Origin of the sequence: Streptomyces corynorhini, from assembly GCF_003346515.1 — a bacterium.
In the GTDB taxonomy this organism is placed as follows: Bacteria; Actinomycetota; Actinomycetes; order Streptomycetales; family Streptomycetaceae; genus Streptomyces; species Streptomyces corynorhini.
Window position 1 is genome coordinate 14,735 of sequence record NZ_QQNA01000119.1, and the last position, 13,374, is coordinate 28,108.

General features: G+C 70.2%; 11 protein-coding genes and 1 pseudogene. 6 read left to right on the top strand and 6 right to left on the bottom strand.

The features are described from left to right. Positions 1-69: 69 nt before the first annotated feature. Positions 70-981, bottom strand: coding sequence for a LysR family transcriptional regulator (locus DVH02_RS16245; RefSeq protein WP_114624541.1), 912 nt, complete (start codon positions 979-981; stop codon positions 70-72). Between the two features lie 211 nt (positions 982-1,192). Here DVH02_RS16245 and DVH02_RS16250 point away from each other — a divergent pair, with 211 nt between their 5' ends. After that, on the top strand, positions 1,193-2,128 hold the full coding sequence (locus DVH02_RS16250; protein WP_114624542.1) for an SDR family oxidoreductase: 936 nt from the start codon (positions 1,193-1,195) through the stop codon (positions 2,126-2,128). A 63-nt stretch (positions 2,129-2,191) separates the two neighbouring features. Continuing rightward, a complete protein-coding gene (locus tag DVH02_RS16255; protein ID WP_199566301.1) occupies positions 2,192-2,860 on the top strand; it encodes an NADPH-dependent F420 reductase in 669 nt (222 codons plus the stop codon). Between the two features lie 401 nt (positions 2,861-3,261). Here DVH02_RS16255 and DVH02_RS16265 read toward each other — a convergent pair whose 3' ends face one another. The 5 genes and pseudogenes from DVH02_RS16265 to DVH02_RS16285 all read right to left on the bottom strand — a co-directional run bounded on the left by DVH02_RS16265 (position 3,262) and on the right by DVH02_RS16285 (position 7,749). Further along, entirely contained in the window at positions 3,262-4,281 is a 1,020-nt protein-coding gene (locus DVH02_RS16265; protein WP_114624544.1) for a S66 peptidase family protein, read from the bottom strand. 61 nt (positions 4,282-4,342) lie between these two features. Next, positions 4,343-4,709, bottom strand: a pseudogene (locus DVH02_RS16270) (IS630 family transposase); the annotation flags it as partial. Positions 4,710-4,901: 192 nt separating this feature from the next. Then, positions 4,902-5,375, bottom strand: coding sequence for a serine hydrolase (locus tag DVH02_RS16275; protein WP_114624545.1), 474 nt, complete (start codon positions 5,373-5,375; stop codon positions 4,902-4,904). A gap of 37 nt (positions 5,376-5,412) precedes the next feature. Further along, positions 5,413-6,192 carry an SDR family NAD(P)-dependent oxidoreductase gene (locus tag DVH02_RS16280; protein ID WP_114624546.1) on the bottom strand — a complete coding sequence of 260 codons (780 nt, stop codon included), beginning with the start codon at positions 6,190-6,192 and terminating at the stop codon, positions 5,413-5,415. A gap of 504 nt (positions 6,193-6,696) precedes the next feature. Continuing rightward, positions 6,697-7,749, bottom strand: coding sequence for a LacI family DNA-binding transcriptional regulator (locus DVH02_RS16285; protein ID WP_114624547.1), 1,053 nt, complete (start codon positions 7,747-7,749; stop codon positions 6,697-6,699). A gap of 282 nt (positions 7,750-8,031) precedes the next feature. Between DVH02_RS16285 and DVH02_RS16290 the strand changes: the two genes are divergently transcribed. The 4 genes from DVH02_RS16290 to DVH02_RS16305 all read left to right on the top strand — a co-directional run bounded on the left by DVH02_RS16290 (position 8,032) and on the right by DVH02_RS16305 (position 13,314). Next, entirely contained in the window at positions 8,032-9,405 is a 1,374-nt protein-coding gene (locus DVH02_RS16290; RefSeq protein ID WP_114624548.1) for an extracellular solute-binding protein, read from the top strand. A 23-nt stretch (positions 9,406-9,428) separates the two neighbouring features. Next, the gene (locus DVH02_RS16295; RefSeq protein WP_114624549.1) at positions 9,429-10,379 is read left to right on the top strand and encodes a carbohydrate ABC transporter permease; all 951 of its coding nucleotides are present in this window, start codon (positions 9,429-9,431) and stop codon (positions 10,377-10,379) included. A gap of 2 nt (positions 10,380-10,381) precedes the next feature. Beyond that, a complete protein-coding gene (locus DVH02_RS16300; protein ID WP_114624550.1) occupies positions 10,382-11,281 on the top strand; it encodes a carbohydrate ABC transporter permease in 900 nt (299 codons plus the stop codon). Positions 11,282-11,493: 212 nt separating this feature from the next. Further along, positions 11,494-13,314, top strand: coding sequence for a glycoside hydrolase family 2 protein (locus DVH02_RS16305; RefSeq protein WP_114624551.1), 1,821 nt, complete (start codon positions 11,494-11,496; stop codon positions 13,312-13,314). Positions 13,315-13,374 lie beyond the last annotated feature (60 nt).

The following is a 13,374-nucleotide window of genomic DNA, read 5'->3' on the forward strand; positions in this document are numbered from 1 at the left end:
CGGCGTCGTGACGACGGGGCGTGTGCGGGGGTCGGAGACTCGATTCCGGCGGCAGTCTCCAGTATCCGCTTACGCGTGCCGTGCGAGGGCATCGCCCCCGAGCTGCCACATTTCGTAGTTGCCGCATTCTGCCGTGATCTCGGCCGTCGAGTGAGCCGCGGTGATGAAGTCGTCCACGAGTGGTGAGGTGTGCGTTGCCGCTGCCGCGAGATGCACGTGGTCGGGCGCCAGGTCCGGGATGGGCACGTAGGCGATGTCGGGATGCGAGTAGAACACGGACGCCGAGCGGGCCAGGAAGGAGATACCGCGTCCGGCCGCTACATGTTCGAGGGTCTCGTCGACCCCACGCACCGGGTATCCGGCGTTAGCGAACGGGTGCTCGGTGGGCTGCGAACTCACGTCACCGTCCCACAGCAGCGGCTCACCGGCCAGGTCGGTCTCGGTGACCTCTTCCTTGCCGGCGAGGCGGTGTCCTGCGGGTAGCACCGCCACCCGCGGCTCGGTGTACAGCGGTGTCAAGCGCAGGCCGGTTTCGTCGATGGGCAGGCGCACGAAGGCGACGTCAATGCGCCCGTCGAGCAGCATCACGGCTTGGTCGTCGCCTTCGATCCGCTGCATGTCGACGCTCACGTCCGGGTGCCTGCCCTCGAACGCGCGGGCCGCCGGGGTGATGGGAATGCCGGCGCGGAAGCCGACCATCAACCGGCGCCGGCCGCCTGCGGCCTCGGACACCCGGCGCCGCAGTGCGTGCGTGGAGGCGAGCAGCGGGCCGGCGTCGGCCAGCAGCTGCCGGCCCGCGTCGGTCAGCTCGACGCCGTGACGGTCCCGAGTGAACAGCGCCGCGCCGAGATCTTGTTCGAGTGCGCGGATCTGCCGACTGAGCACCGGCTGCGCGATGTGGAGTTCCTCGGCGGCGCGGCCGAAGTGCAGCCGGTCGGCCACGGCGACGAAGTACCGCAGCTTTCGCAGATCGAGATCCATACGACCTCCAGCGTGGTGAGACCTTCAGGGTATCACCAGGGTTCAAAGAGGTCTTGGACGTTTCCTGGGGGGTGGTGGCAGCATGAAATGCGGCGCCTCATCAACATCACCCTTCTGCGCTGAATAGCGATTCTCTTTTATCGCCGTGCCGTTCGGTAATGGTTCACGAGCGGCGCGGAACCCTCGTCTGTCTCTTCAAGGAGTAATTCGGATGCGTGTATTCGTCGCTGGCGGGACCGGACATTCCGGTTCTCATATCATTCCCGAGCTGATTTCCGCAGGGCACGAGGTCACCGGTCTGGCCCGGTCGGACGCGTCCGCGGAAACCCTGTCCGTGCTCGGTGCGCAGGTACGCCGCGGCGACCTGGCGGACCTCGACGGGCTCAAGGAAGCAGCCGCCGCCTCCGACGGCGTCATCCATCTCGCCCACCGACAGGACCTCCTGCCCACCGGCGGTATGGACGCCGTGGCCGCCGCAGAGCTTCCCATCATGCTCGCCTACGGCGACGCCCTCGCGGGGACCGGAAAGCCTCTGGTCACCGCCGGGAGCATCGGCTCGCCCGGTAACCTGGGACGGCCGGCCACCGAGGAAGACCCTGCCCTGCCGTCCGGCGAAGAGCACCGGGGCACCCTGCGGGTCCGCAACGTCGTGGAGCGGGCCGTGATCGACCTGGCCGGGCAGGGGGTACGTTCCTCGGTCGTGCGGATCGCCAACATCGCGCACGGCACGAGTGATGTGGCGGGCTTCCTTCCCACGCTGATCGCGCTCGCGAAGGAGAAGGGGTTCGTCGGCTACCCCGGCGATGGCGCCAACGTGTGGAACGCCGTCCACATCCGCGACACCGCCGTCCTGTTCCGCCTGGCCCTGGAAGACGGGCCGGCCGGCAGCTACTGGCACGCCGTCGAGGATATGGGCACCCCCTTCCGCGACATCGCCGAGGCGCTCGCCGGCCGTCTGGGCCTGCCCGCCGTCAGCATTCCCCATGACGTCCTGATGACCCCGGGCTACTTCGGATTCCTGACCAACATCGTCACGCAGAGCTATCCGGCGTCCAACGCCATCACCCGCCGCACCCTCGGCTGGGAACCCACCCAGCCCGGCCTCCTCGCCGATCTGGACAACGGCCACTACTTCCCCGCCGCCTGAACAACACCATCCCCGGCGCGTGACCAATCCGGCACGCCCGGCTCGTGAAAAGGACGTAGAACTATGACAACGGTGGGCTTCATCGGAAGCGGAGCCATCGGCAAGACCCTCGCACGCCTGGCCGTGGGCGCGGGGCACCAGGTGGTGCTCAGCAACGCACGCGGCCCCCACACGCTCGCGGAGACCGTCCGCGAACTGGGGCCACAGGCGTCCGCGGCCACGAGCGAAGAGGCTGCGGCGGCCGGTGACATCGTTGTGGTCACCGTGCCGGTCAGCGCCTTCCCTCACGTACCCGCCGCGCCGCTGGCCGGAAAGCCGGTCATCGACACCTGCAACTACGGTCCCGAGCGTGACGGACACATCACCGACCTCGACAGCGGGACCCTCACCTCCAGCGAGCTGCTCCTGCGGCATCTACCCGACGCGCTGCTGGTCAAGGCGTTCAACAACATCTTCTACAAGCACCTGCTCTCCCTCGCCCGCCCGGCAGGGGCCCCCGACCGCTCCAGCCTGCCGATCGCCGGCGACTCCGCACCGGCGAAGGCGACGGCGAGCGCGTTCATCGACTCCATCGGCTACGACGTGGTGGACGCGGGGACACTCGCCGACAGCTGGCGGCAGGCAACAGGCACGCCGGTGTGGGGAACACCGTACGGCCCCTACTCGAACGAGAAGGGCCGACCGGCCGGCACAGACGCCATCCGCGCCGCACTGACCGCCGCAACGTCGTAACCGCCAACCAGTCCAGGCCCTGTCTGCTCCCTTCCCGTCGGGTCGGGCTCGCCCGGCCTGGTCCGAGGGGAAGGGAGCAGAGACGGGTTCTTCAGCTGGGCCGAAATCGCAGGCCCACCGTCCCCCTTGGCTCCCGCGACCCCGGTCCCCGCGACCGTGCTGATCGGAGGTGCGGAGTCCTCGCCGTCCGTGGCTGCTGGGTGGGCAGTGCTCTGACTGCATACGTTCACCGGGTTGGTGATCCCTGACGTCAGGAGCTGAGCTTCTAGACCAACACGAGCCACCAGGTGTTCATGGCCCCTCCTACGGACCGAACAAGCGGCCCAGGGCGGCGGTCACCAAAGCGTGAGTTGGCCCCAGGGGGTGCTGCCGGGGGCCGTCGGCTCACTGATCCGCAGTCCTCAGCTGACCGGTCCCGTCATCGCGTGCGGTCCTACCGCCGGTTCGAGCAGTGACAACGTTCGCTGCTGCGCATCGAGGCCGACGCGGATGCCGACTGGCATCGGCAGATTCGGGCCGGCATGCCCGAACTCGACGTTGCCCAGGACCGGGATGTCACGGTCGCCGAGGACGTCGAGGACGATCTCGGGCAGAGTGGGGGACTCGCCGGGCTCGAGTCCACTGATCTCGTGCGGAACGCCCACGACCATGCCGGAGATCCGATCGAGGATGCCGCAGTGTCGCATCACCTGCAGATAGCCCCACACATACGACGCCAAGCCGCCCATCTCCTCCCAGAACAGCACTGCACCGTCGAACCATTCGAGCGGCAGCGCGAAACGGGTCGCCTGCGCCAGCACGATGCGATTGATCACCCCTCCGATCAGCCGACCTTCGACACGACCAGGACGCCAGCACTCCCACGACGGGCTCGCAGGCAGCGCACCGATCGCCTCGGTCCCGGTCAGCAACCTGGAGTAGAGCTTTTCGAGTTCCGCCTGGCGCGCCACGGGCGCGGACTGCCAGTGTCCGCCGAAGCCAGGGACTGCCATGTCGGCGTGGAACCCGACCAGACCCGTGCGCGAATAGAGCACCAGATGCAGCAGCGAGATGTCGCTGTAGCCGAGGATCGGCTTGGGGTCGGCCCTGATCGCCTCGACGTCGATCAGGTCAAGGTAGCCGAGCGCGGTCTGGCCGCCGTCACTCGCGACGATCGCGCGTACCTCAGGATCGCGCAGAAGACCATTGAGTTCTCCGGCGATCTCCGCCGGCGTGGCCGCGCTCCACCAATGGCGGCGTCCTGCTTCGAGTAGCGGAGCCCGACGCACGCGGAATCCCATCCGCTCGAGCACGACCACCGTCTGCCCGACGTTGGGTTCGTAAGCGGCTGGCAGCGCACCGGACAGCGACGCGATGACAACGAGGTCTCCGGGCCTCAGGGCACGCGGTCGAAGCAGTTGCGGCAGTGCAGAACTGGTCATGGCGTCAGTGTCGCCGGTGCCCTTGGTAGGGTCACCCGACTTTCGCCAGTCGTCCGCCCCGGCGCAGGTAGGCGTGCAGGGCGCGCGTCTGGACGGTGTGGTTGCTCTGGTGGGAGTGGGCGAGGGTGAACTGCCACAGTGGCCCGAAGTGGGCATCGATCGGGTTGGCCCCGGACGCTTTAAGGCGGCGTGAAGCACAGCTCGACCCGGTTCTTCCTCGCCCCGCGCCGGATCGTGTCGCGCTTGTGGGCGGATAGGTAGTCCGAGATGACGTAGATCGGGGCGCCATCGAGGCGGGCCGCGCGGATCGACTTCAGCGCGGCCAGGGTGTTCGCGGCGCCCTTCTTGCGGCGATTGACGCCCCACAGGATGTCGTCGCCGACGGAGTAGCAGCCGTGGAAGTATCGGATGCCGTGGGTGCGGTGGTAGACAGTTGTACCGGTCGCGTGTACCGAGCGGCGGTGTGGTCGGCCGGGGCAATCGAGAAGGGTGCTGATGACCTGTTCGTGACGACGGACATCCACGCCCTTCTCACCGCACTTCATGTGAAGCGGATTTAAATGTTCGGTGGGATCGGACCTCAGACGAGATGCTCCGCCGGGGTGCCGACGTGTCCTGTCTCAGATGAGTCGCGTGTGGTTTGTGCTCGCAATGCCGACGGCGGGCTGTTCAGGATGGGGTGCAGTCATCGAGGCCCGGTAGATGGCGGTGGTGTAGGCGGCGGCCCGGGGTGAGCCGAGGATGTCGGCCCCCATGTTGTGCATGACGTAGCTGATCGTCATGCGACGGTCGAGGTCCATGATTGCCATCGAGCCGCCCCAGCCGCCCCAGAACGCGATGCGGCCGTCCGGTATCCAGGGCAGGGTGCGCCGGTCGGGCAGTGTGTATCCGATGCCCCATCGCAGATGCAGTGCGTTGACGAGGTCCGTGCCGTTGGACTGTTCGTCGAAGATGAGGCCGATGGTGTCGGGCTTGAGGAGCTGACCGTGGGCGGAGGCTCCCGCTCGGGCGATGGGGGCGAGGGTCTCGGCGACCGACAGGGCGTTTCCGTGTCCGTCGGCGGCGCCCAGGTCGGCTGCGCGCCACGCGTCCACCGGTCCGGCGCGCCCGCGTCACGGAGCGGGGGGCCGCTCACTTCCCCATCGAGCGCGCCATCGCGGCCAGGGCGTCGCGCCGCGGCATCGCCAGCAGCGTGTCGAAGAGGTTCCGGTAGTGGGCGCTGGGGATGTGCGTGGGGCCGCCGCCCAGATGCTCCAACGCCGCGTGGGCGACCTCGTCCGGTGACATGAGGTGCTGGAGGGTGGTGGGGTCGACGCCCTGGAGCAGCGGCGCCTCGGTGTCGGTCGCGCCCGGACACAGCGTCAGTACGTCCACACCCGCCGGGGAGAGTTCGGCCCACAGGGCCTCGCCGAGGGCGTTCACATACGCTTTGGTGGCCGAGTAGCCGGCCGAGTACGGGCACCCCATCAGTCCTTCGACCGAGCTGGTGAAGAGGACACCGCCGCGCCCGCGTCGCCGCAGCCGGGGAGCGAGGCCGTGTGCGAGCTGGGTCGGTGCCTGGCAGTTGACCATGAGCATCGCGGCGAGCGCCGCGGCGTCGCCCTCCCCGAAGGTCCCCTTCACGCCGAAGCCGGCGTTGCTCACCAGCAGGCCGACATCCAGCGGCGCCACCGCTTCCAGGATCTCCCCGGCCGCCCCGGGATCCGCCAGATCGGCCGGCAGTACCGTGACGGAGACGCCGTGCGCGTCCCGCAGTTCGGCGGCGAGCGCGCGGAGCCGGTCCTCACGGCGGGCGACGAGGACGACATCGAGCCCCCGACCGGCCAGTTGGACGGCGAACGAACGGCCGATCCCCGAGGAAGCCCCGGTGACCACCGCCACCGGCCCGTACCGCTCCGCGAAATCACCCATGCCGCGTACTCCGTTTCCTCGCCCGGTGGCCAGTCGCGTGCCGTGAGCCCGGCCGCCGGACCGTCTCGACCCCGGACAGTGAATCCCGTGATCCAAAACTAAGTCAAGCGCGTGATTTACGAATGGTACGCGGACGGTGCCCGGACGCCCGGCCCGGCGGTTCAGCGCACATGGTCGTGGACGAGGGCCGGCGTGCCGTGGTCTCCCGCGGCCCGGCCGACCGGCGGCCACCGCCCCGCGGGCGGACCGTCGCCGAAAGGGGCGCGGCCCGCCGCCGAAGAGGCGCGGCCCGTCGCCGAAGAGGCCGCGGCCCGCCGCCGGGGGAGACCGGGAAGACCGTGCCGGGCCCCACGAGGCCCTCTGCGGACACGCGTCATCGGCGGTTGCCGGAGCCCGTCGGCGGCAAACGAGAGAGAGGGGCGCGGGCACGTCGGGGAGTGGGCCGCCGAATCGTGGTGCCACCGGCCGTGGTGCCCGTCCTGATCACCACCGGGCCCCGCCCGCTCAGCGCGCGGCGCCCTCGGTGCTCTCCCGGAGGACGAGGCGGTGCGCCACGACGCGGTCCTGGGGCGAGAGCGTGCCCGGCGCCGGCTCGTCCGCGCCGTCCCGTGGCCGGGCGGCCTCGGCGATGCGGTGGCGCAGCAGTTGGACGGCGGCCTTCGCCACCGCCCCCTTGTCGGGGGCCACGGTGCTCAGCGTCGGTACGCTGAACCGCCCGCCTTCCACATCGTCGAAGCCCATCACGGCGATGTCCTCGGGCACCCGTACGCCGTGCTCGTGCAGCGCGCGCAACGCCCCCAGGGCGAGCTGGTCGTTGAGGCAGAGCAGCGCGTCGGGGCGGGCACCGCCGTTCAGGACCCGGTGCACCGCCTCGGCCCCGTCGGGCATCCGGAACGCCCCCACGGGCAGCAGCGCCGCCGCGTCGTGGGCGATGCCCGCGGCAGCCAGGGCCGCCCGGTAGCCGCGGGTACGGGCCTCCGCGGTGCCCAGACCGGGCTCGTCCCGGCCGCCGATGACCAGGATGGCGCGGTGCCCGCGGGCGATCAGGTGCTCGGTGGCTTCACGCGCGGCCTGTTCGTTGTCGATCGCCACATGGTCCGCTCCTTCTTCGAGCAGTTCGCCCAGCAGGACCGTCGGCGGGGAGCCCGCGTTGTCGCGCAGGTCGTCGCTGGTCAGGGCCAGTGGGCTGAGGATGATGCCGTCGACGAAGTCGGAGCCGAACCCGGAGAGCGCCGCCAGCTCGTGCCGGCGGTCGCCGCCGGACTGGTGGACCAGCACCGTCAGCGAGCACTCCTCCGCCGCGCGGATCACGTGCCGGGCGAGTTCGGCGAAGTACGGGACGTCCAGCTCCGGTACGACCAGGGCGATCACCCCGCTGCGCCCGGTGCGCAGGTGACGGCCCGCCAGGTTGACCCGGTAGCCGAGGTGGTCGATGGCCTCGCGGACCACACGCCGGGTCCGGTCGGACACATGGACGTAGTCGTTGATCACGTTCGAGACGGTCTTCTCCGACACGCCCGCGTGTCGTGCGACGTCCTTGATCCTGGGTCGTGCCACGGCCCTCTCCCCTTGCCACTTGCGCACCGTCGAGTCTATGCCGTGGCGGGTCGTGATCCTTCCGGCGGTATCCGCCCGTGGCCTGGCCTTCCGGCTGCGGGCGGGCCCGTACAGCAAGCAGTGCCGCACCTCTTTACAGCCGTTGTACATCGATGTAAAAACGTGGCATCGCGCCGGTCGCCGGAGCGAGGCCCATCCGTCGCAGCGGTGGGCCGCCACCGGTTGCCCATGCCGGTGGCCGCCGCCAACCGGCATGGTCGACCGGCCGTCGAAAGGTCCGTGATGAGTTCTTCTCCACCTGCCCCCGGGCCCCGGCCCGCGCTCCCGCCCCCGCCGACGGCGGGCGTGAGCCGCCGCGGGTTGCTGCGCTACGGCATGGCCGGGGCCGGCACCGCGCTGCTCGCCTCCGGCGCGCTGGCCGGCTGCGCCTCGCCCGCCGCGTCCTCCGACGCCTCGGCCCTGAAGGTCTGGGACCTCTTCCAGGGCGGGGACGGCATCCTGATGAACGACATGATCAAGGCCGTCTCCACCGCGCGGGACGGCTTCGCCGTCGACCGCACCATCCTGGACTGGGGCCCGTCCTACTACACCAAGCTCGCCATGTCGGCCGCCGGAGGACGGGCGTCCGACGTGGCCGTCCTCCACCTCTCCCGGCTGGCCGGATACGCCCCCGGCGGGCTGCTGGACGCCTTCGACCTCGACCTGCTCGCCGAATTCGGCTGCGCCGAGGCCGACTTCACCCCGGCCGTCTGGAAGCGGACCCAGTACGAGGGGGCCGTGTACGCGATCCCGCTGGACGTCCACCCCTTCATCGTCTTCTACGACCAGGACGCCGCGGACAAGGCCGGCCTCCTCGACTCCGCGGGCGAACTCGCCCCGATGGGTTCCCCCGAGGCCCTGCTGGACGCGGGGAAGGCACTCGCGAAGGCCACCGGCGGCTCCGGCATCCTCTTCGGCCATGTCACCGACACCGCGCAGTGCTGGCGGCAGTTCGCCGCGTTCTACGCCCAGACGGGCGCGGAGTTCACCCTGCCGGAGGGCGGTCCCGCCGAGATCGACGTGGACGCCGCCGTCCGGGTCGTGACGTTCATGCAGCGGCTCTTCGACGGGCGGACCAACCCCAACAACCTCGACTACTACGGGGCGATGGCCGCGTTCCTCGATGGCCGCGGCGGGATGGTCATGCTCGGCGAGTGGGAGCTGCCGGCCCTGCGTGAGTCGGGCATCCGGCTCGGCGCCGCCCCCTTCCCGCAGGTCTTCGAACGCCCCGCCGTCTACACCGACTCCCACAGTTTCGTCCTGCCCCACCAGGCCGACCCCGACCCCGCGCGGCGGCGCGAGGCGCACCGGTACGTCGCGCGGATGCTCAAGCAGAGCCTCACCTGGGCGAGTGCCGGGCACATCCCCGCGTACCAGCCCGTGCTGGCCCGTCCCGAATACGCGAAGCTGCGCCCCCAGTCGTCCTACGCGGACGCCGGGAAGGTGGCGGTGCTCGACCCGCCGAACTGGTTCACGGGAGCGGCCTCGAACTTCCAGAACCGCATGTGCCAGCCCCTCCAGGCGGCGCTGCTCGGCAACACCTCGGCCGAGAAGGCGGTGCGGCAGATGGTCCGCGAGGCGGACACGCTGCTGCGGCAGCCCAACCCGGTGGCCTGACCGGAGCACAAGGAGCTACAGACGTGACTACCACCGCACCCTCCGGTACCGCCGTGCCTCCCGGCGCGCCACCGTCCGCCCCACCTGCCCGCCGGTTCTCCTTCCGGGAGAAGAACGCCGCCGGCCGGAGCGACGGTCTGATCTTCGTCCTGCCCTTCCTCCTGCTCTTCGCGGTCTTCCTCGTCTGGCCCGTCGCCCACGGTGTCTGGATGAGCTTCACCGACAGCTCGCTCGCGCTGCGCGACACGGCCTTCGTCGGGTTCGCCAACTACGCCGAGGCGTTCGGCGATCCGGACGTCTGGAGCAGCCTGGGCAACACGCTCGTCTTCACCCTCATCTCGTGCGTCCCGCTGGTGCTCGTCGCCCTCGCGATGGCGCTGCTGGTCCACAGCGGGCTCGCGGGCCAGTGGGCTTGGCGTCTGGCGTTCTTCGCGCCGTATCTGCTGCCCGTCACCGTGGTGACCCTCATCTGGACGTGGCTGTACCAGCCGGACATAGGCTTCGGGAACCAACTGCTCGGCGCACTCGGCATGGAGCCGGTCGGCTGGCTGTCCGACGAGTCGGTCGCGATGTGGTCCATCGCCGCCCTCACCGTCTGGTGGACGGTCGGCTTCAACTTCCTGCTCTACCTGGCCGCGCTCCAGGCCCTGCCGGAGACCCTCGACGAGGCCGCCGCGCTCGACGGCGCGGGCGCCTGGCGGCGGCTGTGGTCCGTCACCCTGCCCCAACTGCGCCGGACCACCGTGCTGGTGGCCATGCTCCAGGTCCTGGCCTCGCTCAAGGTCTTCGACCAGATCTACATCCTCACCAAGGGCGGCCCGAACGGCACCACCCGGCCGATCCTGGAGTACGTCTACGACGTCGGGTTCACCGGCTACCGGCTGGGCTACGCCTCGGCCATCTCCTACATCTTCTTCGCGCTGGTGATCGTCGTCTCCGTCGCGCAGCTCCGCTTCTTCCGCCAGGAGGACTGACCGTGTCCGCTACCGCAACTCCTGTGCGCCCGCGGCGCCGTGCGCCCCGCGAGGCCGGCGGTTCACCGATGCTCCTCGGCCCCGGCCGGCTGCCGCGCGTCCTGGCCGGGACCGCGCTGGTCGTCCTGACGGCCGTCTGGCTGCTGCCGCTGGTGTGGGCCGTCGCCACCTCGCTCCAGAGCGAGCAGGACGTGTCGAAGCCCGGCCTCTCCCCGCTCAAGGGCGCCCTCACCCTGGAGTCGTACCGGCAGATCCTCGAACGCGGGAACGTGCTGACCTGGGCCTTCAACAGCTTCCTCGTGGCGGGCCTGGTCACACTGATCACCGTGGTGGTCTCCACGCTCGCCGCCTACGGTTTCGCACGCGGTACGTTCCGGGGCCGCCGGGTCCTGCTGGCCGTCACCGTCGCCGCCATCATGGTGCCGCCGCAGCTGCTCGTCGTCCCGCTCTTCGAGCAGATGCTCCTGTTCAACCTGGTGGACACGTACGCGGCCGTCATCCTGCCCCAAGTGGTCGCGCCGATGATGGTGTTCATCCTCAAGCGGTTCTTCGAGGGCCTGCCCAAGGACCTGGAGGACGCCGCCCGGATCGACGGCGCGTCCGAGGGCCGGGTCTTCCTGTCGATCGTGCTGCCGCTGTCCCGGCCCATCGTGGCCGCCGTCTCGATCTTCGTGTTCATCGGCGCCTGGAACAACTTCATGTGGCCGTTCATCGTCACCAACGACCCCGGCCTCATGACCCTCCCGGTGGGCCTGGCCACCGTCAAGGACTCCTTCGGCATCCTGTACGCGCAGTCCATGGCGTCCGCGCTGCTCGCCTCGCTGCCGCTGATCGTCATGTTCCTGCTCTTCCAGCGGCGCATCATCAAATCGGTGGCCACCACGGGACTCGGCGGTACCTGAACCGGCCCGGCCGCCTGTGCTCCCGGCCGCCTGTGCTCCCGGCCCCCGAGCCGGGAACGCGGGCCGTTCGGCGGCCCCCGCCCCCTGTCCCTGCGCCCTGTCCCCGCCCCCCTCTCGCCCCGTCCCACGATCGGTCCGCGACAGATTTACATCGATGTACATTGTGGTCCGGTGATCGCACCACCCTCCCCTACACACCGACTGGAGCATGCGTGCCCACTCCCTCCGTACCGCGCCCGGAACACCCCCGGCCGCAGTTCGTCCGTAACGACTGGCTCAACCTCAACGGCGCCTGGCAGTTCGAGACCGACCGAGGGGACAGCGGCCTGGAGCGCGGCCTCCTGGACCGCGCCCTGACCGGCGAGATCCTCGTCCCCTTCCCGCCCGAGTCGGAGCTGTCCGGCATCGGCGACACCGATTTCCTGGAGGCCGTGTGGTACCGGCGGGTGGTCACCCTGCCGTCCGCGTGGGCCGGACGGCGGGTGCTGCTGCACTTCGGCGCCGTCGACTACGACACCACCGTGTGGGCCGACGGCGTCGAAGTGGCCCGCCACCGGGGCGGCTTCACCCCGTTCACCGCCGACCTGGGTGACCTCGCGGGCTCCGGCGAGGTCACCCTCACGGTCCGCGCGCGCGACCCGCGTTCCGGTCCGCAGGCCCGCGGCAAGCAGGCCGTCCAGTACGCCAACCACGACTGCAACTACACCCGGGTCACCGGCATCTGGCAGACGGTGTGGCTGGAGCCCGTCCCCGACCTCCATCTGCGCCGCCCCCGGATCACGCCCGACCTGGCGGGATCGGCGTTCCATCTGGAGCTGCCGCTCTCCGGCAACCGCCCCGGCCACCGGGTGCGCGCGGTCCTCTCCGACGACGAGGGCGAGGTCTGCCGCGCCGAGGTACGCGCCGACCTCGACCTGGCGCCGAGGCTGCACCTCCCGGTGCCGCGGGAGCGGGTGCGCGCGTGGGGCCCGGAGGATCCGCACCTGTACGGCCTGCGCGTCGAACTCCTCGACGCGGCGGGCGAGGTGGCCGACAGCGCGGAGAGCTACGCGGGTCTGCGGTCGGTGGGCATCCGGGGCAAGGCCGTCACTCTCAACGGCCGGTCCCTCTTCCAGCGGCTCGTGCTCGACCAGGGCTGGTACCCGGACGGCCTGATGACCGCGCCGACCGACGCCGCGCTGATCCACGACATCGAGATCGCCATGGCGGCGGGCTTCAACGGGGCGCGGCTGCACCAGAAGGTCTTCGAGGAGCGCTTCCTCTACCACGCGGACCGTCTCGGCTACCTGGTCTGGGGGGAGTTCGGCGACTGGGGCTGCGAGACCGGCGGTTCGTCGGGTGACAACCAGCAGCCGGACGCCTCCTACACCGCCCAGTGGCTGGAGGCGCTGGAACGCGACTACTCGCACCCCTCGATCATCGGGTGGTGCCCGCTCAACGAGACGTACCAGAAGCTGCACGACCGCATGACCCAACTCGACTCCGTGACCCGGGCGATGTTCCTCGCCACCAAGGCGATGGACACGACCAGGCCGGTCCTCGACACCTCCGGGTACGCCCACCGGGTCGTCGAGACCGACATCTACGACTCCCACAGCTACGAGCAGGACCCGGCCGCCTTTAAGCGCCAGATGTCCGGCCTGGCCGAGGACGAGCCGTACGTCAACACCCATGAGAACGGGGCCGCCTACTCCGTTCCGTACGTGGGCCAGCCCTACTTCGTCAGCGAGTTCGGTGGCGTCTGGTGGGACCCGGCCGCGGCGGCCGCGTCCTCCGGCGAGGACCGGACGGAGTCCTGGGGGTACGGCGAACGGGTGCGCGACGAGGAGGAGTTCCACGCGCGGTTCACCGGGCTCACGGGCGTCCTGCTCGACGATCCCGGCATGTTCGGCTACTGCTACACCCAACTGACCGACGTGTTCCAGGAACGCAACGGCGTCTACCGTTTCGACCGCGGCACCAAGCTCGACATCGAGCGGGTCCGCGCCGCGCAGATTCGCCCGGCCGCCATCGAGGAGCAGGACCCCGCGTAACGGGCCTCCCGCCGCACGCCGACGCCTCCCCGGCCCCTGCCGGAGAGGCGTCGTGCGTCG